Origin of the sequence: Flavobacterium sp. 1355 (assembly GCF_017833415.1) — a bacterium.
Classification (GTDB): domain Bacteria; phylum Bacteroidota; class Bacteroidia; order Flavobacteriales; family Flavobacteriaceae; genus Flavobacterium.
The window spans coordinates 215,554-242,013 of record NZ_JAFICC010000009.1 but is presented as its reverse complement, the minus strand read 5'-3'; the positions used below and the strand labels follow the sequence as shown (position 1 = coordinate 242,013).

The 26,460-nt window shown below is 36.7% G+C and carries 11 protein-coding genes; all 11 read left to right on the top strand.

The features are described from left to right. Window positions 1–127 precede the first annotated feature (127 nt). Window positions 128–3,532 carry a glycosyl hydrolase gene (locus JOD96_RS13520; protein ID WP_209564766.1) on the top strand — a complete coding sequence of 1,135 codons (3,405 nt, stop codon included), beginning with the start codon at window positions 128–130 and terminating at the stop codon, window positions 3,530–3,532. 280 nt (window positions 3,533–3,812) lie between these two features. Further along, window positions 3,813–5,246, top strand: a complete 1,434-nt coding sequence (locus tag JOD96_RS13515) for a sialate O-acetylesterase (protein WP_209564765.1) — start codon at window positions 3,813–3,815, stop codon at window positions 5,244–5,246. 182 nt (window positions 5,247–5,428) lie between these two features. After that, a complete protein-coding gene (locus tag JOD96_RS13510; RefSeq protein ID WP_245188413.1) occupies window positions 5,429–7,759 on the top strand; it encodes a DUF5703 domain-containing protein in 2,331 nt (776 codons plus the stop codon). A gap of 6 nt (window positions 7,760–7,765) precedes the next feature. Further along, a complete protein-coding gene (locus JOD96_RS13505; protein WP_209564764.1) occupies window positions 7,766–10,216 on the top strand; it encodes a polysaccharide lyase family 1 protein in 2,451 nt (816 codons plus the stop codon). A 240-nt stretch (window positions 10,217–10,456) separates the two neighbouring features. Beyond that, window positions 10,457–12,475: a glycoside hydrolase family 127 protein gene (locus JOD96_RS13500; protein WP_209564763.1), complete on the top strand. Its 2,019-nt coding sequence runs from the start codon at window positions 10,457–10,459 to the stop codon at window positions 12,473–12,475. A gap of 612 nt (window positions 12,476–13,087) precedes the next feature. Continuing rightward, complete coding sequence (locus tag JOD96_RS13495; protein WP_209564762.1) at window positions 13,088–16,462, top strand: SusC/RagA family TonB-linked outer membrane protein; 3,375 nt, start codon at window positions 13,088–13,090, stop codon at window positions 16,460–16,462. Between the two features lie 18 nt (window positions 16,463–16,480). After that, entirely contained in the window at window positions 16,481–18,448 is a 1,968-nt protein-coding gene (locus JOD96_RS13490) for a RagB/SusD family nutrient uptake outer membrane protein (RefSeq protein ID WP_209564761.1), read from the top strand. A 94-nt stretch (window positions 18,449–18,542) separates the two neighbouring features. Further along, entirely contained in the window at window positions 18,543–20,252 is a 1,710-nt protein-coding gene (locus tag JOD96_RS13485) for a polysaccharide lyase (RefSeq protein WP_209564760.1), read from the top strand. A gap of 225 nt (window positions 20,253–20,477) precedes the next feature. After that, window positions 20,478–21,155, top strand: a complete 678-nt coding sequence (locus tag JOD96_RS13480; protein ID WP_209564759.1) for a DUF3826 domain-containing protein — start codon at window positions 20,478–20,480, stop codon at window positions 21,153–21,155. Window positions 21,156–21,260: 105 nt separating this feature from the next. After that, window positions 21,261–22,967 carry a polysaccharide lyase gene (locus tag JOD96_RS13475; RefSeq protein ID WP_209564758.1) on the top strand — a complete coding sequence of 569 codons (1,707 nt, stop codon included), beginning with the start codon at window positions 21,261–21,263 and terminating at the stop codon, window positions 22,965–22,967. A 287-nt stretch (window positions 22,968–23,254) separates the two neighbouring features. Continuing rightward, window positions 23,255–26,353 (top strand): DUF6298 domain-containing protein, encoded by a 3,099-nt coding sequence (locus JOD96_RS13470; protein WP_209564757.1) that lies wholly within the window; start codon window positions 23,255–23,257, stop codon window positions 26,351–26,353. Window positions 26,354–26,460 lie beyond the last annotated feature (107 nt).

Here is a 26,460-nt window from a genome sequence, read left to right as displayed (position 1 = left end):
TAGTTTGTCATCCTGACGAAGGAAGGATCACACTAGCAGCTCGACAAAGATTGGCGATTCTCTGTGTAGAGTTCCGTGTGTGATCCTTCCTTCGTCAGGATGACAAAAGAAAAAATAAGCAATAACAATGTTTCAAAAAAAACACTTCTTTTTTATCCTTCTGTTTGCGAGCTTAGTCTCCGCACAGGAAATCCATAAAAAAGAAAAAACACCTTTTCAACCAACCCTAGAATCCTCAAAACCGTGGACCTATTGGTATTGGATGCAAAGCGCCTATTCTAAAGAAGTCATTACGGCTGATTTAGAAGCGATGAAAAGAGCAGGGATCGAAGGTGCATATTTAATGACGATAAAAGGCCCGGCAAATCCGCCATTGCTTAATCCGCCGGTTTTGCAGTTGAGTAAAGAATTCTGGGAATTGGTGCGTTGGGCTTTAATTGAAGCAGATAGAGTAGGAGTGAAAATTGGTTTTCATCCCGCAGATGGTTTTGCCGTTGCCGGAGGGCCGTGGATTACGCCCGAACTATCAATGCAAAAAGTAGTTTGGAAAGATACAATTGTTAGCGGAAACAACTTCAAAAACCTAAAATTAGCCGTTCCAAAACATTACAAAGACTATTATAAAGACATTGCGACATTTGCGATTCCGGTGCAAGAAAGTTTTATTACATCGAATAAAAAACGTCCAAAAATAACATCAACCAATCCGGAATCTGATGCGACAATTTTAAGTTCATCAGAGAAAGACGGATTATTTAGAATGCCGAAAAAAGGATGGATTCAATATGAATTTGAGGAACCATTTTTGTGTAAATCCATTCAAATAGAAACCAAAGGAAATAACTATCAGGCACATCGCTTAATTGTTGAATACAGTAATGATGGCGTAAATTTTAAAAGTTTAGGAAGACTAACAACGCCGCGTCATGGTTGGCAGGATGTCGATGCATTTTATACCCACAGTATTATACCCACAAAAGCCAAATATTTCCGTTTTGTTTACGATCCCGAAGGAACAGAACCCGGCGCAGAAGATTTGGATCCAGCAAAATGGAATCAAGGCTTAAAAGTCGCCAAAATCTATTTGTCAAGCGAACCTTTAATCGATAATTATCAGGGGAAATCGGGAGCGATTTGGCGTTTAAGTCCGCAAGTAACCGAAAAAGGAATCAGTACAGAAAACTGCATCGATCCTTCAAAAATGATTAATATTTCGAAATTTGTGGATGCAAATGGAGTTTTAAACTGGAAAGCTTCCGCGAAAGCGAATTGGAGAATCATCCGTTTCGGTCAGACTTCTACAGGTCATGAAAATGCAACGGCCGGTGCGGGAAGAGGTTTAGAAGTAGACAAGTTCAATAAAGAAGCCATTCGTTTTCAGCTCGATCATTGGTTTGGAGAAATGCTTCGCGTTGCTGGTCCCGAATTAGCATCAAAAGTGGTTAAAATCCTGCACATGGACAGCTGGGAATGCGGAAGCCAGAATTGGTCGCCTGTTTTTAGAAACGAATTCAAAACCCGAAGAGGTTACGATATTGTAGATTATCTGCCTGTAATGGCGGGAATTCCCGTAAAAGATATTCAGACTTCTGAGAAAGTTTTATACGATGTTAGAAAAACAATTTCAGAATTGGTGGCCGATAATTTCTTCGGGACTTTAAGACAAATTGCCGATGATGCAAATATAAAATTCAGTTCAGAAAATGTAGCGCCAACCATGATGAGCGATGGACTTTTACATTTTAAATATATCGATTATCCGAGTGGTGAGTTTTGGCTGAAAAGCCCAACGCACGACAAACCAAACGATATGTCAGACGCCATTTCGGCCGGACATATTTACGGAAAAGATATTATTCAGGCCGAGGCTTTCACGGCTTTAAAAATGGATTGGGACGAACACCCGGGAAATTTAAAAGTGGTTGCCGATAGAAATTATGCACTTGGAATTAACCGTTTTTTCTATCACGTTTTTGTGCATAATCCGTGGCTGGACAGAAAACCCGGAATGACTCTGGACGGAATAGGAACCTATTTCCAGAGAGACCAGACTTGGTGGGAGCCCGGAAAAGCTTGGTTTGAATACTGCCAAAGAGTGCAGTTTCATTTACAAAAAGGAAAACCGGTTATTGATTTGGCTGTTTTTATTGGCGAAGATTTGCCTTCTCGTTCTGTACTTCCGGATCGTTTAGTGCCTTTTATTCCGAATGTTTTTGGAGCAGCAAGAATTGAAAGCGAGTCTGTTCGTTTAAAAAATGAAGGACAGCCAACCGCAAAGATGCCAAAAGAAGTATCCTATTCTAAAAATTTAACCGATTTATCACAATGGACTAATGCGATGAATGGTTATCAATACGATTCATTCAATTCGGATGTTTTGATTAACCGCGGAAAATTTGAAAACGGAAAAATATCGTTTGGAGGCGGAATCGAATACGGCGCTTTATTGTTTCCGGGAAGTCATAAAATGGCACCAAATAAACTGCTTTCTTTGGCTTCTGCCGAAAAAATCCTGCAGTTAGTAAAAGACGGTGCAACGATTTTCGTAGATGAAAAACCAAATTTACAGCCTGGCTTACAATCCAATGAAGATTTTAAAAAATGGCAAAATGTTGTTGATGAAATTTGGAACAATTCAAATGCAACAACTTGGAAAATAGGAAAAGGAACAGTTATTAAGTTACCGTATTTAGAAAATGATTTTGCTTCAATTGGCATTACACAAGACGTTTATTTTCCGAAATTAAACAGGGCCGATTCTGAAACCATTGCTTGGGCACATCGCAAATCGAATACAGAAGATATTTACTTTATTTCGAATCAAAAAGGAGAAAAAAGATCGTTTGAAGCTTCGTTTAGAATTATTGAAAAAATTCCGGTTTGGTACAATCCGGTGACCGATACAACTTCGGCTTTAGCCAATTGGAAAATCGAAAATGGCAGAACAATTGTAGATATTAATTTGGATGCAAACGAATCTGGTTTTGTCATTTTTAAAGAAAACACAAAAGAAGTTCTGGCACAGGGTTATCAAAAAGGTTTAGAATTTGAAAACGTTCAGACATTAGATGAAAATTGGGAATTGCAATTTGATCCGGAATACAAAGGTCCAAAAGAAATAGTAAAAATCAACAAATTGTTTGATTGGAGCACTTCTGAAAATGAACAAATTAAATATTATTCCGGAACTGCAGTTTATAAAAAAGATTTTGTCTGGAAAGGAAAAGACACTGATAAAATCTGGATTGATTTAGGTGAAATTGCCAATATAGCCGAAATTAAAATCAACGGAAAAGATTGTGGCACGCTTTGGACTTTTCCTTATAAAACAGCTATTTCGCAAGCCTTGAAAAAAGGAAAAAACACAATCGAAATCAAGATCACCAATACATGGGCGAACCGTTTAATGGGCGATCAGAAATTACCAAAAGAACAAAGGTCAACGTGGACAAATGCGACTTATAGATTAGAAGGAGAACCGTTGTTGAAGGCGGGATTATTTGGGCCAGTAAACATTGTAAAAGAAAAATAAAAGTTAGCCACAGATTAAAGGATTAAAAAAGATTATTAATCTGTGATAAGAGAAAAGTAAAATCAATTGCCTCCAGCTTCAGCTGGAGGTTTAGAAAAAATTAAGTATTGGGCTTTAGCCAAACTATTTTTTTTGGCTAAAGCCTTAGGAATTGAAAAATTTTATGACCTCCAGTTAAACTGGAGGCAATTCAAATAATATAGAAATAAAAAAATAAAAATATAGCCAAAGAGAAAAAATCTAAATAATCCTTTTAATCTGTGGCAAAATAAAATAGAAAATGAGAAATTTTAAAAATTCAATTATTGCATTTGTTATTGCTTTGTCAAGCTTTCAACTCCATGCAAAAATCAAACTGCCGGCATTATTTACAGATAATATGATGCTGCAGCAAAAGGCTAATGCACCTATTTGGGGCTGGGCAGAAAAGAACGCAAATGTTGTAATAAAAACATCTTGGAATTCTAAAACCTATAAAGTAAAAGCGGACAATTCCGGAAAATGGAAAACAGAATTGCAAACACCATCATTCGGCGGACCGTTTACTATTGAAGTGTCAGAAGGAAGCGAAAAAATAACAATTAAAAACGTTTTAATTGGCGAGGTTTGGCTTTGTTCCGGACAATCGAATATGGAAATGCCGTTAAAAGGATTTCCGGGTCAGCCCGTTAAAAACGGAAACGAAATCATCGTGCGTTCAAGCAATAAAAATATACGATTAATTACAATTCCGCGTGCTACGGTTTTGGAACCTTTACAAGATTTTGAAGGAAAATGGGAAGTCGCATCGCCAAAATCAACCTCAAATTTTAGCGCAACGGCCTGGTATTTTGGTTCGCTTTTGCAGGAAGTTTTGGATGTTCCGGTTGGTTTGATTCATGTTTCTTACGGCGGTTCAAGCATGGAAGCCTGGATGAATCAGGAAATGCTGAAAGATTTTGCCAGCGCTAAAATTCCGACTACAAAAGAAGAACTGGCAAAAGATCCCAATCGTGTGCCGACGACTTTATTTAACGGAATGCTTTCGCCTGTAATTGGTTACGGAATAAAAGGTTGTATCTGGTATCAGGGAGAATCCAATTATGAAAGAGCTTCGGAGTATACCGCTTTGATGAAAAAAATGGTTTCAAGCTGGAGAATGTTATGGAAACAAGGAGATTTTCCTTTTTATTTTGCCCAGATTGCACCGTTTAATTATGCTTCTTTTCATCCAAAAGACTATTTGGAGAAATACAATTCGGCTTATTTGAGAGAAGCGCAGTTTAAGGCTTCAAAGGAAATTCCGAATTCCGGAATGGCCGTTTTAATGGATGTTGGCGAAGAAAATAACATTCATCCAATGGACAAAGAAAAAGGCGGAAACCGACTAGCTTTTCAGGCTCTGGCCAAAACATACGGAATTGAAGGTTTCGAATTCGAAAGTCCGAAATACAAATCAATGGAAATAAAGGACGGATCTGTAACAGTTTCTTTTGATGATGTTGCGAACGGAATTACCTCTTACGATAAAGAAGTTTTAGGCTTTGAATTGGCAGGAGAAGACAAAGTTTTTTATCCGGCGAAAACGGTTGCCCGCAGAAAATCAGTGGTTTTAACTTCAGATAAAGTAAAGAAACCTGTTGCTGTTCGCTATTTATGGAAAGATTTTGCAAAAGCAGAATTGTTTAGTGCGGGAGGTTTGCCGGTGTCGTCTTTTAGAACGGATGAATGGTAATTTTATAATTTGATAATTGTTAATTATGAGTTTGAAATCTAGTTTGTCATTCCGAGGAACGAGGGATCACACGCGTAAATCGACAAAGATTGAAGACATGCCGCGCGGAGTTTCGAGTGTGGTTCTTCGTTCCTCAGAATGACAAACCAGACGCTTAAAATGAAATAAATAAAATAATAAGTTTGAAAAATACAATTTACATCTTCTTTTTCTTCATTACGCTTTTCGCGAAAGCGCAAATTCCTGTGCTTGAAAATTACGATCAGGTTTGGAAAACGCAGAGCCAAAATTCATCAGAATCTATGCCTTTAGGGGGCGGTGATATTGGTATGAATGTCTGGGTAGAAAAAGGTGATTTGTATTTTTATTTTTCGCGAAGCGGGACTTTTGACGAACACAATACTTTATTGAAATTAGGGCGTGTAAAAGTAACCTTAACGCCAAACCCATTTGCAGGGGCAGCAGGTTTTCATCAGGAATTAAAATTAAAAGACGGTTATATTATAATTGGGCAGAATGACACAAAAATTAAACTTTGGGTTGATGTTTTTAAACCAATAATTCATTTGGATTTAGAAAGTAAAAATGCCTTGAAAATGACGGCTTCGTATGAAAGCTGGCGTTATAAAAACCGCGATTCAAAAGGAAAAGCAAATAATGCCAATTCCTATAAATGGGCGCCTCAGGGAGAAATTGTTACGTATAAAGATTCGATTTCATTTGAAAACAACGGCATCAAATTCTATCACAGAAACAGGGAAAATACCGTTTTTGATGTGGCAGTGAAACAGCAGAAAATGGAATCGGTAAAAGACCAAATGCTAAACCCGATTGCCAGTTTGACTTTTGGCGGATTTATGACCGGTGATAATTTAAAACCAGACGGAACGTATCTAGGAAAATACCAATCGACAGATTTTAAAGGGTTTAATTTATCAAGTATAAAACCCTCTAAAAAACATTCATTACAGCTTTATTTAAATACCAGTCAATCCGATTTAAATAATTGGAATAGTGAATTAAAAAGTCAAATTTCATCAAACAAAAACACTTCAAAACAAGCAGAAAAAAACACGATAAAATGGTGGAATAATTTCTGGGACCGCAGTTTTATTTTTACGCAGAAAAATCAATCGATTAAGAAAGATTCGGTGTATCAAATCGGGCAGAATTATCAGTTATTCCGTTATATGTTAGCATGTAACGCTTATGGAAAATACCCAACCAAATTTAATGGCGGACTTTTTACAGTTGATCCCGTTTTTACCAATCCAGATTTAGATTTCACGCCTGATTTTAGAAATTGGGGAGGAGGAACCATGACGGCTCAAAACCAGCGATTGGTTTATTTTCCGATGATAAAAAACGGAGATTTTGACATGATGAAATCGCAGCTGGATTATTATTTGAGTTTACAGAAAAATGCTGAATTAAGAAGCAAAGTTTATTGGAATCATAACGGTGCTTCTTTTACAGAACAACTGGAAAATTTCGGTTTACCAAATCCTGCAGAATACGAATGGAAACGTCCCGAAGATTATGATCCGGGTATGGAATATAATGCCTGGCTGGAGTATGAATGGGACACGGTTTTTGAATTCTGCCAAATGATGTTGCAGCAAAAAGAATATGCAGGCGAAGACATTCAGAAATACAATTCGTTTATTATCAGCTGTCTTCGTTTTTTTGATGAACATTATCAATATCTGGCGAAACAACGAGGAAGAAAAGCCTTAGACGGAAACGGAAAATTAGTTTTATATCCGGGTTCAGGCGCTGAAACTTATAAAATGGCGTATAATGCCAATAGTACAATTTCGGCTTTACAGGTAATTACAGCCAATCTTTTAAACCTTTCTGAAAAAGAACTATCAAACGAAGGACTGGAATATCTAAAAGGTTTTCAAAAGAGAATTCCGCCTTTGAATTTTGGGCAAATTGAAAATCATAAAGTTTTGGTTCCGGCGAAATCCTGGGAAAGAGTCAATAACTCTGAAGTACCCCAATTGTATCCCGTTTATCCGTGGGGCATTTATGGTATTGGAAAACCAGATTTAGAAACGGCTTTAAATACTTATAAATACGATTCAGATGCGGTAAAATTCAGAAGTCATATTGGCTGGAAACAGGATAATATTTTTGCGGCAAGATTGGGTTTAACCAAAGAAGCTGCGAAATATAATACAATGAAAATGGCAAATTCAGACCGACGTTTCCCTGCCTTTTGGGGACCGGGTTTTGACTGGGTTCCGGATCATAATTGGGGCGGCGCAGGAATGATTGGCATGCAGGAAATGCTTTTGCAGGAAAGTGATGGAAAAATTTATCTTTTTCCATCCTGGCCAAAAGACTGGAACGTTCATTTTAAATTACACGCAAAACAGAATACAACCGTTGAAGTACAATTGCTAAACGGCGAATTGAAAGTTTTAAAGGTAATTCCGGAAGGAAGAAAAAAAGACATTATAAATCTGTTAGGAAAATCTGAAACAGAAAAAACGAAATTAAATTAAACCAAAATGATAAAGAAATTAATGGGTTCTTTGACTCTGGCAATGCTTTTAACGGCAAATGCACAAGCACAGAATACAGATAAACAAATTGTAAAAGTAGACTTTGATTTTTTTCAAAGAAGATTAGAAGAAGTTCACGATCCGGGTTATGATTCCTGGGTGATTAATGAAGGAAAAGAAGATGCTAAATCCTTCAATACTGTATCCTTTAAACTAAAAGGAAACTTTACATCGAAATGGTATAAAGTTGGAATGAGCGCTCCGCATTATAACAGATTAGGAAGCGACGGTTTGATTACGGCTGAAAATTTAGAATTGAAAATCAGCGGATTGAATGCTGGAAAACATACGCTTTTGACTTTTCATAATGCTTTTGATGTGATTACGGGAAAAACCTTTTCTCCAATAAAGATTTTCGTTAACGGAAAGCTTCAGGAAACGGTAAATGCGAGTCAGAGAGCCAATGCTAAAATTGATGCGGCTATGTCGTATATTACTTTTAATGCTGAAAAAGGGAAGGATGTGATCGTTCGTTTTGAAATTGATCCGACTTCTAATCCTGATGTTATAAAACAGATTGTGATTAATGGTTTTGAAATTGATACGCCAAACTTAATGAATCAGGCGCGTACACCGGAGCCAAAAAATCGTGACGAACATGTTGAAGTATCCAAAACCTTAATCTTAAAATGGGATGCTCCAAAAAGTGTTGCGTCTCATAAATTGTATTTTGGTGAAGACAGAAATGCGGTAGAGAATGCAACAGATTCTTCAAGAGAATTCAAAGGAAAACTGACTGCTAACTCTTTTACAGTTTCCGATTTATACAGTGGTACAACTTATTACTGGAGAGTTGACGAAGTTGATGCTAAAGGCGAGGTAACGTTAGGAAATGTTTGGTCGTTTAAACCTGCACAATTGGCTTTTCCGGGAGCGGAAGGTTACGGACGCTATGCCGTAGGAGGTCGTGGTGGAAAAGTGATTGAAGTAACGAATTTAAACGATGATGGACCAGGAAGTTTACGCGATGCTGTCAATCAGGAAATTGGACCCAGAACGATTGTTTTTAATGTTTCGGGAAATATAAAACTTGCTTCGAGATTAGTGGTAAATCAGCCTTATGTTACTGTTGCGGGACAAACAGCGCCGGGCGAAGGAATCACGATCAGCAGAGCGCCAATTGGGTTGACTGGAAATGACGGTGTTGTACGATTTTTGAAAGTTAGAATTGGCGGCGGAAGAACTTTTGACGGGATGGGATTAACTGGTGCAGATTACAGCATTATTGATCACTGCTCAATCAGCTGGACGATCGATGAATCATTTAGTTCTCGTAGTGCCCATCATATTACATTGCAAAGAACTTTAATTTCTGAAGCTTTGAACGTGGCGGGTCATGGTAAATACGAAGAAGGGAAAATGCACGGTTATGCAGCAACAATTGGCGGGGATATCGGCAGTTTTCATCATAACTTATTGGCGCACAACTACGGTAGAAACTGGAGTATTGGCGGCGGTTTAAGCGGTGACGGATTCTACACAGGAAGATTGGATATCACAAATAATGTGGTGTACAATTGGGGAAAAAGAACAACTGACGGAGGAGCAAATGAAGTGAATTTTGTAAACAATTATTACAAACCCGGAGGTTCAACGGCAATTTTTGTGGCCTTAAATGCACAACATGAAGGAGTTGGAAAAGGAATGCAGCGTTATTATTTTGATGGAAATGTTATGCCGGGTTATTTTGATGAGAAATCTCAGGAGAAAGGAAGAAAATTTACTACCACAAATAAAGAGAAAGTCGACTATGAAACTTTTGTAGACAAACCCTTTTTTGCATCGTATGTAGCAACACAATCAGCGAAAGCGGCTTATAAAAATGTACTTTCAGATGTTGGTGCCAATCAGCCGTTTTTTGACAAACATGATAACCGAATTGTGGATGAAACTTTAAAAGGAACTTTTACTTATAAAGGAAGCAAAAGTGGTTTGGCAGGTATGATTGACAATGAAGAAGATGCCGGCGGATGGCCAAATTTTGCCTCTGAAACTCGCCCTGCAGATTGGGATACGGATCACGACGGATTGCCAAACTGGTGGGAAAAAGCCTTAAGTTTAAACGAAAATTCAAAAGCCGGAGATTTCTCCGATGCGAATCAGGATACTGACAAAGACGGATTTACACAATTGGATACTTATTTAGACTGGATGGCACAGCCTCATTATTTTGTGAATACTGGAGATAAAAAAGTTTTAAATGCAACTGATTTTTTCAAAGGATATGAAAATAAACCAGTTTACACGTTCTCAGATCTTAAAAACGGAAAAGTGGTTTTACAAGGAAAAGAAATTCAGTTTACAGCTATCGAGAAAGGATTAGCTTCTTTCATCCTAACCGTAAAAGATGCAGACGGAGATTCAATGAACAGAACTATCAATTTCTTTGTGAAATAAAAAAGAAGTTGCCACGAATTACACGAATTTCCACTAATTTTTTTCCGCACTTATTCTAAAAATAATTTGTGGAAATTCGTGTAATTCGTGGCAAGATAAAAATCTGCAAGATCTGCGTGAAAAAATTAACCCCGCAGATTTTGCAGATTAAGCAGATAAAAAGAAATCCGTTTTAATCCCCGTTTTACTTTAGCAATCCGTATCATCCGCGTTACAATAATTCACAACAAAATTATTAAAATGAAAAAGAACATCATCATATCATCTTTATTCCTTTCAACAGTAATTTTTGCTCAGAATAAAGGTTTAGTTGCCAATTCAGAAAGTCCCTATTCGAAATTGCAAAGCGTCGGCCTGCAAGATGTAAAATGGACAAACGGTTTTTGGAAAGAGCAATTTGATGTCGAAACCAAAAATACACTGCCGTACATGTGGGATTTGTATCATAATGATGAAATTTCGCATGCGTATAAAAACTTTGAAATTGCAGCCGGAGAAAGTAAAGGAACTTTTAAAGGACCTTCATTTCATGATGGTGATTTCTACAAGATTTTTGAAGGAATGGCAGCAACGTATGCCGTTACAAAGGACAAAAAACTAGATCAGGAAATGGATAAAGCCATTGCGCTTTTCGCGAAAGTACAGCGCAAAGACGGCTACATTCATACTCCGGTTTTAATTGATGAACGTTGGGGAACTTTAGGGCCTGAAGAAGTTAAAAAACAATTGGGTTTTGAAAAATACAACATGGGGCATTTAATGACTGCGGCCTGCATTCATTATCGTGCAACCGGAAAAACGAACTTTTTGAATATTGCAAAAGGTGTTGCCGATTTCTTATATGATTTCTACAAAAAAGCTTCTCCGGAATTGGCTCGAAATGCCATTTGCCCGTCACATTATATGGGAATTGTCGAAATGTACAGAACGACCAAAAATCCGAAATATCTGGAATTGGCCAATAATTTAATTGACATTCGTGGAACCACAAATGACGGAACCGATGACAATCAGGACAGAATTCCGTTTAGACAGCAAACCACCGCAATGGGTCACGCCGTAAGAGCGAATTATCTATACGCCGGAGTTGCCGATTTATATGCAGAAACCGGAGAAAAGAAATTATTAGACAATTTAGAATCTATTTGGGATGATGTGACCTACCGAAAAATGTACATTACCGGTGCTTGCGGTTCTTTGTACGATGGAGTTTCACCAGACGGAACTTCTTATAACCCCACAGAGGTACAAAAAATTCATCAGGCTTATGGCCGTCCTTTTCAATTGCCAAATGCTACGGCTCATACAGAAACCTGCGCTAATATTGGAAATGTTTTGTGGAACTGGCGTATGCTGCAAATTACCGGCGATGCCAAATATGCTGATATTGTAGAATTGGCTTTGTATAACAGCGTGCTTTCGGGAATGGATTTAGAAGGAGAAAAATTTCTTTACAACAATCCGCTGAATGTTTCTAATGATCTGCCGTTTGAACAGCGTTGGGGAAATGAGCGCAAAGGTTATATTGCCTTATCAAACTGCTGTGCGCCAAACGTAACACGAACTGTTGCCGAAGTTGGAAATTATGCTTACAATCTTTCAAAAGAAGGTTTGTATGTGAATTTATACGGAAGTAATCAATTGAAAACAAAATCTTTAAACGGAGAAGAAATCGAAATTGAACAGCAAACCAATTATCCTTGGGACGGAAAAATAACTTTAAAAATTATAAAAGCACCCAAAGATTTACTGAATTTCTTTTTAAGAATTCCGGGTTGGAGTCAAAATGCTTCGGTTTCAATTAATAATGCAAGTATTAATGATAAAATTGCTTCTGGTACGTATTTGCAATTGAATCAAAAATGGAAAAAAGGAGATGTAATCGAATTAAATCTTCCGATGCCGGTAGAACTGATGCAGGCAAATCCGTTAGTCGAAGAAGTTAAAAATCAGGTTGCTGTAAAAAGAGGACCTTTGGTGTATTGTTTAGAATCAGATCAGCTTCCGGCAAATACTAGTGTAAACGATGTTGCTCTGGATATCAGTTCTAAATTCAATACCAGCTTTTTTACTTTAAACAATAGAAAATTATTAAATATTGAGGCCAATGCTATAATCTCTGTAGATAATTCGTGGAACAAAACATTATACAAGCCTCTTTCCTCCAACGATGTGACTTCAGTTCCGGTAAAATTGATTCCGTATTTTGCCTGGGGAAATAAAGGAAAAGGCGAAATGACGGTTTGGATGTCGCATTGAGCTGAGGTTAATAATTGGTAGATCAATGAATTTTAAGGTTTTAAAATCAATCATTGGTCAGAATTTACCGTTTAAAAAGATTTTTTTTTGATATTCCATTTCTAAAATTATATAACTAGCCTTCAATGTATTTGTAAGTTTTTTATTTTGAAAAAACTATTGTTTTTAACTCTCTTAAAACTTAAAAATATAAAATACTACCGCCACCTAATAAATTCTATATCAGTTGACCAGCTTCTAAATTTTGAAAAATAAACAGGTTAAAGGAAGTTTTGCTTTGTTTTTTATTGTTTTATGTTTTAAAGCGTTTAAAAATTTAACAAAAACTCAAAGCAACTCTTTCTTTTTTTTCTTTCGTGTATTTTTTCTTTCATATTTTTATCAATATAATTTTTTTAACTGATTTTTTTTGAGATTATACGATTCATACAGGATAGAACAGGACGGTTGTAATGTAGCGTCGTTATATTTTTGGAATACAAAAAATAAATGTGTTTTTGACATTTAAAGAAATACTTTAAGATTTATTTAAATATTTTTTATCTTGAATAGACCCATAATTTTTTCATGACTAAACTAACAATCTAATAACCTAACCAAAAAAAACAATTTATGAAACAAGCACTTATAAAAAGATGTAGTTTTCTTTTGTTTACACTGATGAGTGTATTGAGTTATGCTCAAAACTCAGAACATGTAATAGTAACAGGAACAGTTACTGATAACTCAGGACTGTTGATTCCTGGAGTTAACGTGACTGAAAAATCTACAAAAAATACTGTAACTACAGATTACAGTGGAAAGTACAAAATTAAGGTAAAGAGCGGAGCAACATTGGTTTTCTCTTTTATCGGAATGAAAAAAGTCGAGTTGCCATTAAACGGACGTGTTATTGTTAATACGAGCATGCAGGATGATTCTAATCAATTAGAAAACATTGTAGTGGTTGGTTATGGTACTCAGAGAAAAAAGGAACTTACGGGTGCTATTGCTACAATAAACACGGACAATCTTATTGATTTGCCAGTAACAAACCTTTCTGATGCTTTGAAAGGATTAGTTCCGGGTGTTTCTGTTACAAGTGGATCAGGCCGTCCCGGAGAGGCTGGAAGTATTCAGATTCGTCAGACTTTCGGATTTTCCAAGGATGGAAACTTTACAATACCGTTGGTAATCATTGACGATATGATACAGGTTGACCCTGCGACTGGTAAACCAACACTGGAACAGTTCAACAGATTAGATCCTTCTGAAATTGAAAGTATGACTGTTCTAAAAGATGGTTCTGCGGCTATTTATGGTGCCCGTGCATCTCAAGGTGCAATTGTTATAAAAACAAAACGTGGTAAAGCTGGTAAGGCAAAGTTCAATTACAACAGTCAGTTTGCTGTAAATGATGCGGTTAGTCATAGTAAAGTATTAAATGCTTATGAGTTTGGAGTTTTTAGTAATAGATATTTCACCTCTCAAAACCCTACTATTGAAACGTTTAAATTGTATTCTCCGGCTGAACTGGAAGAAATGAAAAATTTAGATTATAATTGGTTAGAAGAAGCCTGGAGACCAGCGATTCAACAAAAACACACTTTTTCTGTTAGTGGCGGTAGTGAAGACGTTACTTATTTTGCAGGAGCTACTTATTTTACTCAGGATGCGAATCTGGGATATCAAAAATATGACAAATGGAATTTCCGTACAGGAATAAACGCTAAAATTGCAAAAGGATTAGATTTTTCTGCTTCGATTTCAGGTAATGCCGGAACTGTTGATAAATCTTTTACTAAAGCGTCAGCTAATATTAGTGATGGTAGTTACGCATCTGCTTCAGGTGGGGAACAGGCTGATTATGGATTTTTACTTCACATGCCACAGCATGTTCCGTGGCAGACAGTTGTTGATGGAAAACAATATTATGTATCGCCATTTCCTAACTCAAATAAAAATTTCCAAAGCGCTAATGCTAATAACAATATTGCCGGATGGAATTATTTTGCGAACCTAAATAATGGTTCACACCAGATTACAGAAGATAATTCATATAATGTTAATGCTTCTTTGAATTATAAGATACAAGCTGTTAAAGGTTTGTCTTTCAAAGTTAACTATGCAAGAACTCAAAGTTCAAGCTATACAGAACAGATTCAATTACCTTACGATCTGGCAAGAATCAGAAACTATGAGTTGTTAGGTAATCACCTTGCAAGTGCAGCGAATCCTACTTTTTATAATGCCACAACAAATCCTGATGGTGATTATATTTTGGATACAAACATAAGAAATTCAAGGGTTTATTATAATAATACTGATAGTAAAAGTACTCAAGGAGACTTTTTAATTAACTATGACAGAACTTTTGGAGATCATCAGATTGGAGCAATGGTTGGTGGTGAAGCTTCAGAAGTTTATAATACATTTACGCGTTTAGCTTTCGAACAAACGGGCAAAGATTACTTAGGAGATTACCGTACAGCAGGGACATTAAGTCAGTCAAATAGCCAGGCAACAAAGGTTGAAGGAGGAACATTATCATACTTTGGACGTTTCAATTATAACTATAAACAAAAATATTTATTCCAGTTTCTTTTCCGTAGTGATGCTTCTACGAAATTCGCACCTGAAAATTATTGGGGATATTTCCCATCACTTCAATTGGGTTGGGTAGTTTCTAAAGAAGAATGGTTTGAAAAAAATGTACCATGGGTTGATTTCTTTAAAATTCGTTACTCTATCGGTAAAACAGGAAAAGACAATATACAACCATGGAGGTGGTCTCAGTTTTATGATGTTATTGTTGATAAAGGTTTTCAATTTGGGTCTAATGGAGGAACTAATGGTATAGGTTTAACACCTAGAGTAACTCCTAACAGAGGTGTAACATGGGACACTACAGTAAAAAATAACTTAGGTTTTGATTTGAATGTTTTAAAGAACAGACTGAATATTACTGCAGATTTCTATTATGATAAATCAACAAGCATATTAACAGATATGAGTAGTGCTACAGGCGTACCAATTTCTGTTGGAGGTGCATTTGCAGAACAAAACTATGGTGCAATTGATGCATGGGGATCAGAGTTTAGTATCTCATGGAGTGATAAAATAAAAAGCGACGTTAGCTATGATGTGGGAATTAATTTTAGCTTTAACAATAATGAAGTAAAAAAATATCCTGATCAGGGTAATGTACTTCCGTCTAATAATGCAACAAGAGTAGGAAATTCTGTTGGTTTCAACCCGGTTTGGGGATTCAAAGTATGGAAAGGAACATCTACTGGTGACGGTATTCTTCGTACAGATGAAGATATTGCCAACTATTGGGCTTATTTAACAGAGCGTGCAACTGAAGTTGGCGGTACGCCAAAGTATTTTGATATCAATTCTGCTTCAGGAATAAGAAAAGGTTCATTGGCCTATCAGGATGTTGCAGGACAACTTAACCCTGATGGAACTTTAGCACCTGCAGATGGTCAGATCGCAAAAGATAATGATTATGTGAAATTGGCAAATAGCAGTAGAACTTACGGGTTTACTACAAACTTAGGATTTAAAGCCAAAGGGTTTTATCTAAGAACTCAAATTGCAACTTCATGGGGAGGAACTAACTTCGTTGATTTAGTAAACCAAGGAACATCATCGACTCACAATATGTGGTCTCGTGAAAGTTTCTGGAGTGATATGTATTCTGAGGATAACCCAAATGGTAAATATCCTAACGTAGCGCAATGGACCTATATGTCAAGCCCTTCAGATTTCTGGGAAATAAATACTTTCCGTTGTTTTGTTAGAAACTTAAGTGTTGGATATGAAATTCCTAAAAAGGTTTTCAAAGATACTAAGATATCAGGCATAACTTTAGGAGTTACCGGGAATAACCTTTGGGATTTATACAATCCTTATCCGGATCATTACCGTAACATGTATGATAATTCTTCTGTAAACTATCCTACACTTAGAACATGGTCGCTTAATTTTAACGTATCATTCTAATTTAAATTAAAAGTAATTATGAAAACACCATTTAAATATATAACATTATCGCTTTTGATGGCATTAGGTACTTCATGCAGTGATGATTTTTTAGAAGATAAGAAGAGTATTGGTTTGTATGATGATACGTTTTACCAAACTCAGGAACGTGCGCAGGCCTATGTAGATAACCAGTACTATGATTTTTTTAGTGCATATAAATCTCCTATATCAACTGTAGTCGGATCATTTACTGATACCAATTCCAGATTAACAGAAGAGCTTGGAGGCACACAGGATTATATCAATCCAAACAAAACCTTAGTTAATGCTGCAGAAGCGAGCACTTATTACGGTGCTAAACTTACAACCAGTATTAATAATCATCCTTACAACAGAATTAGAGAATGTAATGCTTTTCTGGAAGAAATTGATGTAAAAGGTTCTAATCTGGATAAAACATTTCGCGACCGTGCAAAAGGACAGATGTATTATCTGAGAGCTATACAATATTTTGATTTAATGCGTACCTATGGCGGAGTTCCTATTGTAACTACGTACCAGAATGCATCAGCAGACGATCCAACTATTCAGTTGCCAAGAGCAAAAGTTTCTGAAGTTGTTGCTCAGATAGTAAAAGATTTAGATATGGCAGCTTCTTTATTACCAGGAAGATGGGATACTGAATACGGTCGTTTTACAAGAGGAGCAGCTTTAGCTCAAAAATCAAGAGTTTTACTAACTTTTGCAAGTCCGTTGTTTAATAAAAACTGGGATGGTGCTAATGACCGCTGGGACGCAGCTTTGAAAGCCGGACTGGAAGCAGAGGCTCAATTGACACAAGACGGATATGGATTGTATGGCAATTCAATCAAACAATGGGAGTCAATGTTTCTAATAGATAATGCATTTTGCTCTGAAGCGATAACTGTTCAGCTTTGTGGATCAGGTGTAACACCTAATGTAACAAATAATTCATGGGAGAAAGGAATTCGTCTGCCTAGTTTAGGTGGAAGTGGAGGAATCTCTGCTCCTAAAGAAATGATTGATTTGTTCCCTATGAAAAATGGTTTAAGACCAACAGCAGCAAATGGATATAATGATTTCACTTTTTTTGTTGACAGAGACCCTAGGTTTTACAGAACATTTGCTTTTTCTGGAGTAAAATGGGGATATAAAGAAACCCCAAATGCTGTTCTATGGGCTTATCGTTGGGTAGATGGCAGTAACAAAGCAGGTTTCTCTGAATCAAATAATTCAATTTCAAGCCCGGCATTTGTTAGAAAAATGAGTAATACAGCGGCAAGTAAAGAAACTAACTTCCAATATTCAGGAACTGATATTATGGAATATCGTTATGCTGAATTATTGTTAAACATTGCAGAATGTTATGCAGCATTGGGTCAGACAAATAATGCTGTAGCTTATTTAGGAAGAATTAGAAGCCGTGTTGGTATTCCTTCTGCAAATAATTACGGAATAGGTACTCCGACAGATAAATATGCAGCAATTGAAGCAGTTTTATATGAGCGCAGAGTAGAATTAGCTTACGAAGGAAAACGTTTCTGGGACGTTCAGAGATGGATGTTGTATGATAACGCAGTGCTTCCTGGACTTAGTGGGGGGACTGTTACTAAGTTAGGTTTGACCCCAATTAATGGAACAAAACGTACAGGAAACTTTTTACAATACAAAAATACAGCAGCATCATCAACTACTGATCCTTTAACTGCTGCTCGTGCCGGTATTGTAGTAGATCCGGACGCAGCTAATTTTGATGCACAGCTAACAGCCTTGGCAGCGTTTTATAATACCAACTTTACTCGTACCGCATTAGTTACGCCTATGGATAGCTTTAATGGTGCAGCTGTTAATATTAAATTTAATCCTAATTATTATATTAATGGGCTTCATACAACCCCATTGACTCAAAACCCATGGTTATTACAAACTATAGGCTGGAATGATAATTTTGGAGGAACTGGAACTTTCAATTATCAAGAATAAATATCAAATGAATTAGTATATAAACTTTTCACCTGTATTCGTCAAAAGATACAGGTGATTTGTTTAAACAGAATTACCAAAAGAAAGAATTAACATGAAAAATTCCGCATTATTTATCGCATCCCTGCTTTTTTTAGGAAGTGCAAAATGTTTTGCTCAATATCCGAAGATAAGCCCAGAAGTTCAGGCTCAGGAAAAAGCAATTAAAGAAGAAGCTGCAAAACTTTCTGATGAGGCTTGGGAAAAAGCTTTAGTTGTTATTGAAAAAGAAGCCAGACAAGGAAAACCATACATTCCGTGGGCATCCCGACCAAATGATTTACCACAGGCAGAGATTCCTGCTTTTCCAGGAGCTGAAGGAGGAGGAATGTTTACTTATGGAGGTCGTGGCGGAAATGTTTACACTGTGACAAGTTTAGAAGATCGCGGACCTGGGACTTTACGTGAAGCCTGCGAACAAGGAGGAGCCAGAATTGTAGTTTTTAATGTTGCCGGAATTATCAGAATCAAAAGTCCGTTAATTATTCGTGCACCTTACATCACAATCGCAGGACAAACTGCTCCTGGTGACGGAATTTGTATTGCAGGAGAATCAATTTGGATTGATACTCATGACGTAATTATCAGACACATGCGTTTCCGCAGAGGAGAAACTTTTGTAGGCCGTCGTGACGATGCAATTGGAGGAAATCCTGTTGGAAACATCATGATCGACCACGTTTCTGCAACTTGGGGATTAGATGAAAACATGTCTATGTACAGACACATGTACAGCCCGGGTGCAGGATATCCGGACGAAAAGAAACCAACAGTAAACATTACAATCCAAAACAGTTTATTTGGAGAAGCTTTGGATACGTACAATCATGCTTTCGGTAGTACTTTAGGAGGAGAAAATTGCTCTTTTATGAGAAATATGTGGGCAAATAACGCGGGTAGAAATCCTTCAATCGGGTGGAACGGGATTTTCAATTTTGTGAATAACGTCGTTTTCAACTGGTATAACCGATCTACTGATGGGGGAGATTATACAGCCAACTACAACATCATCAATAACTTTTACAAACCAGGCCCGGTAACCGATTTAACACAGCCAATAAGCTACAGAATCTTAAAGCCGGAATCAGGAAGAAGTAAATTGTCTTATATGGTTTTTGGTAGAGCTTACGTAAACGGAAACATTGTAAATAACAACGAAAAAGTAACAAAAGACAACTGGGATGGCGGAATTCAGATTGAAAATAAAAAAGGTGAATTAATGTCTTATGATGAAGCCAAAGATTATTTTGCTAAAATGAAAAGCGACAAGCCTTTCCCAATGCCTTGGTTCCGCCCGTTCATGAAAGCAGACGAAGCATACGAATTTGTATTGAAAAACGTAGGAGCAACTTTACCAATTAGAGATAAAGTAGATGAAAGAATCGTAAGAACAGTAAAAACAGGAGTTCCTGAATATGCAAAAAGATTAGAGAAAAAAGAATTCTACCAATTCGAGCACAGACGTTTACCAATGGATTCCTATAAAAAAGGAATTATTACAGATATCTCTCAGGTTGGAGGATACCCGGAATACAAAGGAAAACCATATGTAGATACAGACAAAGACGGTATACCGGATGCATGGGAGAAAAAATACGGATTAAATCCAAACGACCCATCAGATGCAAAAGGAGATTTAAACGGTGATGGATATTCTAATATCGAAGATTACATCAATGGTGTAAATCCGGCAATAAAAGTAGACTGGAAAGATTTAGCTAATAACAAAGAAACTTTGGTTAGACCTTTATTAGATTTAAAATAATTTTTGAAAACATAGCAGTAAATAATTGAAAGTTTAAATCTTCTTTATAATGCTGTAAAATTGCTCTCAAAGTCGCTAAATCTCAAAGATTATAAAAGTAAAAGCATAAAAAACTTTGCATCTTAGCGACTTTGCGAGTTTAAAAAAGTAAAATAGACAAAAAATCAATTGACTTTTTTTAGCCACAGAAACTATGTTTTACAATACAATTAAAAAATAAAAATCATGGCACTAAGTAAAATAAATGCTGTTCTATTATTGTTGGTATTTGCATTTTCAACTTTAAATGCACAACAGCATCTGGATCCGGAATATGTTAAGGTTACCAACGAAAGAGCAGCAAAAATCGTTACCAAATTAGATTTACAAAATGCTGAAAAAGAAAAAGCAGTTTCAAATATTATCGCGCAGCAATTTAGAGATTTAAGCGAAATTCAGGATGGAAGAGATGCTGAAATCAAAAAAGTTAAAGAAGATGCGGGTTTAGCAAAAGAAAAACAAAATGAAAAAATTGATAAACTGAAAGCAAAAGCAGACGAATCAATTGCAAAATTGCATAAATCTTATCTTAAAAAATTAGGTAAAGAATTATCAGAAGACAAAATTACTGAAGTTAAAGACGGAATGACTTATGGCGTACTGCCTATAACAGTTGCAGGCTACAATGATATGCTTCCTAATTTAACCGCAGAACAAAAAGATTATATCTACAAAGCTTTAGTTGAAGCCAGAGAACATGCAATGGATGGTGGTTCCTCTAAAGAAAAACACGGCTGGTTTGGTAAATACAAAGGAAGAATCAATAATTATTTATCCAAACAAGGTTACGATTTAAATAAAGAAAGTAAAGATTGGCACGAGCGTGTTGAGCAAAGAGAAAAAGCAAAAGCAGGTAATAAATAGTCCCCGGTCCTTAGTGATAAGTACTTAGTAAAGAGTAAGAATTCAAAAACACTAAGAACTAATCACTAAGAACAAGTTACTAATCACTAAGAACTATACTAACAAATGCAAAATATTTTCCCCAACCATACTTTAAAAAGAACATTTTTGGCATTGTCATTTTGTTCACTTGTATCTTCGGCGTACGCACAATATCCCGTAATTCCAAAACCAGTTCAGGAAAAAGCGGATGCGTTGCTGGCTGACGAAGAAAAAAGACTAAACGAAATTTGGACCAGCAATTATCATATTATTCAGGAAGAAGCCAAACATGGAAAACCTTATTTACCCTGGGCATCTTACCCAAAGGATTTTGTTCAGGCAGATATTCCTGCTTTTCCTGGAGCTGAAGGTGGCGGAGCGTTTACACAAGGCGGCCGTGGCGGAAAAATATTTGTAGTTACCAGTTTAGAAGACAGCGGAAAAGGAACTTTTAGAGAAGCCTGCGAAGCAGTAGGAGCAAGAACTATCGTATTTAACGTTTCCGGAATTATTCAATTGAAAAAAAGAATCAGCATGCGTGCGCCTTACGTAACCATTGCAGGGCAAACTGCACCGGGTGACGGAATTTGTATCGCTGGCGAAACACTTGAAATCGATACGCATGACGTCATTATCCGACATGTACGCTTTAGAAGAGGGGCTACAGAAGTGACCAGAAGAGACGATGCCTTAGGCGGAAACCCAATGGGAAATATTATCATAGACCACTGCTCAGTAAGCTGGGGATTAGACGAAAATATTTCGCTTTACAGACATCAGTTTGCAGCGAATGCAAAATCGAAACTGGAGAAATTGCCGGCTTGTAATATTACCATTCAGAATACCATTTCATCAGAAGGTTTAGATACGTACAATCACGCTTTTGGAAGCACAATTGGTGGATTAAACAGTACGTTTATGCGCAATTTATGGGCAGATAATATCTCCAGAAACGCTTCTATCGGAATGTACGGCGATTTTAATTTTGTAAACAATGTGGTATTCAATTGGTGGAATCGTACGTTGGATGGCGGTGATTATCGTTCGATGTTAAACATCATCAATAATTATTTCAAACCGGGACCAATTACTCCTGCAGATCAGCCAATTCGTTACAGAATTGTAAAACCGGAATCAGGTTATATTCAGCCAAAACAATATGGAAGAGCCTATGTTTCAGGAAATTTTATGGCTGGATCTCCAGAAGTTACAGCAGATAACTGGAACGGCGGGGTACAACTGGAAGATCTTCCGGAAGCTGAAAAGAAATCATTTTTAGAAGCAATCAAACAGCCAAAACCATTCTCAATGCCTGCCTTCAAAATTATGAAAGCTGAAGAAGCGTATGAATTTGTTTTGAATAACGTAGGAGCAACAATTCCAAAAAGAGATGCCGTTGACGAAAGAATTATTAAACAAGTACGCACCGGAAAAATTGAAGTAAAAGACGGTTTAGAAAACGCAATTGGAAAGGAATTTATTAAAAGAAGATTGCCTGCTGACTCTTATAAAAAGGGAATTATTACACATCCTGATCAGGTTGGCGGATATCCGGTTTACAAAGGAAAATCCTATAAAGATTCTGATAATGACGGAATTCCGGATGCATGGGAAAAGAAATTCGGACTAAACCCAAATGATTCTTCCGATGCCAACAAAGATGCAAACGGAGACGGATATACCAATATCGAAAAATATTTCAACGGAATTGATCCAAAATCTAAAACAGATTGGACAAAAACAGAAAATAACACCGATACATTGGCTAACTTAAAAGAATTATTACAATAAAGTCTTAAATTTAGTCACCAGATATCCTAAACGTATCCTAACAGGTTTCCAAAACCTGTTAGGTATAATGAAGATAAAGAATAAACCCAAAGTTTGTCATTTCGACGAAGGAGAAATCACACGCGTAACTCGACAAAGATTGACGATTTCAGAACGGTGTTTCTAGTGCGATTTCTCCTTCGTCGAAATGACAAGATTGAGGAAAATGTAAATTTTAAAATAATATTGAGTTGAATTTTATCCAATTAAAAAATATAATTCCTTCTTTCAAAAACACATTAGTTTTAATGTGTTTTACTCTGTCATTTGTTGGAAACATCATAGCACAAAATAATTTCCCCGACATTATCAAAACCAAAGAAGGAAAACTTTCTTTCACAACAGATAATAAAGGAAACCAAATTCTTGATTTTTCTTATGCCGGATATATGGCTTCTGAAAAAGCAATTCCGAATTTAGAAAACAAAATTTTCGTTTCACGACAAGAAGAAGATGCCACTCAAAAAATTCAAAACGCCATTGATTATGTCAGCAATTTAAAGCCTGATAGATCGGGTTTTAGAGGAGCGGTTTTGTTAGACAAAGGAACTTTTAAAATCAGTGGGACTTTATACATCAGAAAATCAGGAGTAGTTTTAAGAGGAAGCGGCAATAGCGAAAACGGAACCGTTCTTCTGGGGACCGGATTAGAAAGAGAATCCCTAATTAGAATTTTGGGTGTAAACGATAAAATGTACAAAGATACTTTTGAATTCAACAATGCTTATACGCCTTTAGGAACTCAAAAAATTCAATTAAAAAACACTTCAAAATTAAAAGTTGCTGATGAAATCGAAATCAGCAAACCTTTAACGGATAATTTTATCAAGGAATTAAACATGCAGGATTTTGGAGGAGAAACCTCCTGGATTGGCTGGAAAAAAGGAGCCTGGGATATGACATGGAATCGTGTTGTAACCAAAATTAACGGAAATGAAGTTACGCTAAACGCGCCAATTACCATGTCTCTGGATGAAGTTTTCGGAACTTCAAAAGTAACTGTTTATTCCTGGCCGGGCAGAATTGAAAATAACGGAATCGAAAATATTTTCATAAAATCAACTTTTAATCCTTCCAATTTAAAAGACGAAGAGCATCGCTGGCAGGCTATTAGCATTGAAAACACTAGAAATGCGTGGGTAAAACAAGTTAATTTCAAACATTTTGCAGGCGGAGCAGTAACCATTTTAAAAACTTCACAGCAAATTACAGTTGAAGATTGTATTGCAACAGAACCAATTTCTGAAATAGCGTCTTTTAGAAGACATACTTTTTATACTGAAGGGCAGCAAACACTTTTCCAACGTTGTTATTCAGAATTCGGAAATCATGATTTTGCGGTTGGAGGATTTGGTACCACCGGGCCAAACGTTTTTATACAATGCGAATCGCATTTGCCGTATGAGAATAGCGGAGCGATAGGAAGCTGGGCAACCGGAGTTTTATTTGACATTGCCAATATCGACGGAAAAGCATTGAGTTACAATAACAGAGAACAAGGCGGAAGAGGCGCCGGATGGACTGCAGCGAATTCTGTAATTTGGGAGTCATCAGCATCAAAAATAGAATGTTACAGTCCGCCAACAGCTCAAAACTGGGCTTTTGGAGTTTGGGGACAATTTGGAGGAAACGGACACTGGAAAGATGTAAACGGACACATTAGTCCTAGAAGTTTGTTTTATGCGCAGTTAGAAGCAAGATTAGGAAAACTTCCGGTTCAGTCTTTTATTTACGATTTGGGTTCAGAACCTTCGTCAAGTCCAACAATGGAAGTAGCGGCAGAATTGACAAAAAATTCAGCAACAACTGCAAAAAGTTTACCAGAATGGATTGCAGAAGTTTCAAAATTGAATTCGATCAACAGCAATAATTCAGGATTGAAAAATGCTAATGATTTAAAAAGTACAGAAAATAAAACAGCAAAAAATACATCAAAAATTAAAATAGAAAATGGTTTATTGATTTTTGAAGGAAAACTAATCGCCGGAAAAGAAACAAACGTAGCCTGGTGGAGAGGAGATTTAACCGATGATTTTGTCAATAAATCGACACCACATATAACGCGTTTTGTACCGGGAAGAACAGGAAACGGACTCACCGATAAAGTGCAGGAAACAGTAGATTATTTAACGAAAAATAATATTGTTGCCCTGGAACACAATTACGGTTTATGGTACGATCGCAGAATGGATGATCACGAGCGTGTACGACGAATTGATGCCGATGTCTGGCCTCCGTTTTACGAACAGCCTTTTGCGAGAAGCGGACAAGATTTGGCATGGGATCATTTGAGTAAATACGACTTAACAAAATTTAACGATTGGTACTGGAATCGCTTAGCTGAGTTTGCAACCCTTGCAGAACCAAACGGACAATTGTTAATCAATCAGCAATATTTTCAGCACAATATACTAGAAGCCGGAGCGCATTGGTCAAGTTCGCCCTGGCGTTCAGCAAACAATATCAACAATACCGGATTTCCGGAGCCGCCACCGTACGCAGGAGACAAACGTATTTTTATGGCCGAGCAGTTTTATGATATTACGAATGCAGATAGAAGAAAATTACATCAGGGATTCATAAGAAAATCCTTAGAAAATTTTCAGGAAAACAGCAACGTAATTCAGTTAACAAGTGCCGAATATACTGGCCCGCTTCATTTTATGGAATTTTGGCTAGACGAAGCTCAAAAATGGAAAGACGAAACCCATAAAAACGGAATCATCGGCTTAAGCGCAACAAAAGATGTGCAGGATGCTATTTTAAACGATGCCAAAAGAACCAAAACAGTCGATTTAATTGACATTCGTTATTGGTATTATAAAGAAGACGGATCATCTTATGCGCCAGAAGGAGGAAAAAATTTAGCACCAAGACAACACGCCAGAAAATTAAAAACCGGAAAAGAAACAGACAATCAGGTTTATAGAGCCGTTCGGGAATACCGCGAAAAATATCCTGAAAAAGTAATTTTATATTCAACCGATGGTTCTTCAAGATTTGGATGGCCGGCTTTAATGGCGGGAGCTTCAATGCCAAACATTCCAAAAATCGAACTGCCTGAATTTTATTCCGCTTTAAGCGAAATGAAATTAGTTGCCGGAAATATGTTTTCAGACAACCTATGGAAATTAGAAAACAAAGGAAAAAGCTATCTTTTCTATTTAAAAAACGATCAGGAAATTTCAATTGATTTATCAAACACAAAAGGAACTTTCGAAGTATACGTGATAAACGCAACAACAGGAATTTTTACAAAAAAAGCAAACATAAGCGGAGGAAAATCAATAGTAATTCCGCAGTCAGAAATAAAAGAAAAAGTGCTTTTTGTAGTGAAGAAAGGTTAGCCACAGATTTAACAGATTAAAAGGATTAAAAATTAGAATTAAAATTAATCTGCTGAATCTGCAAAATCTGCGATAAAAATTTAAATACAAAGCTTGGAAAAATCCAT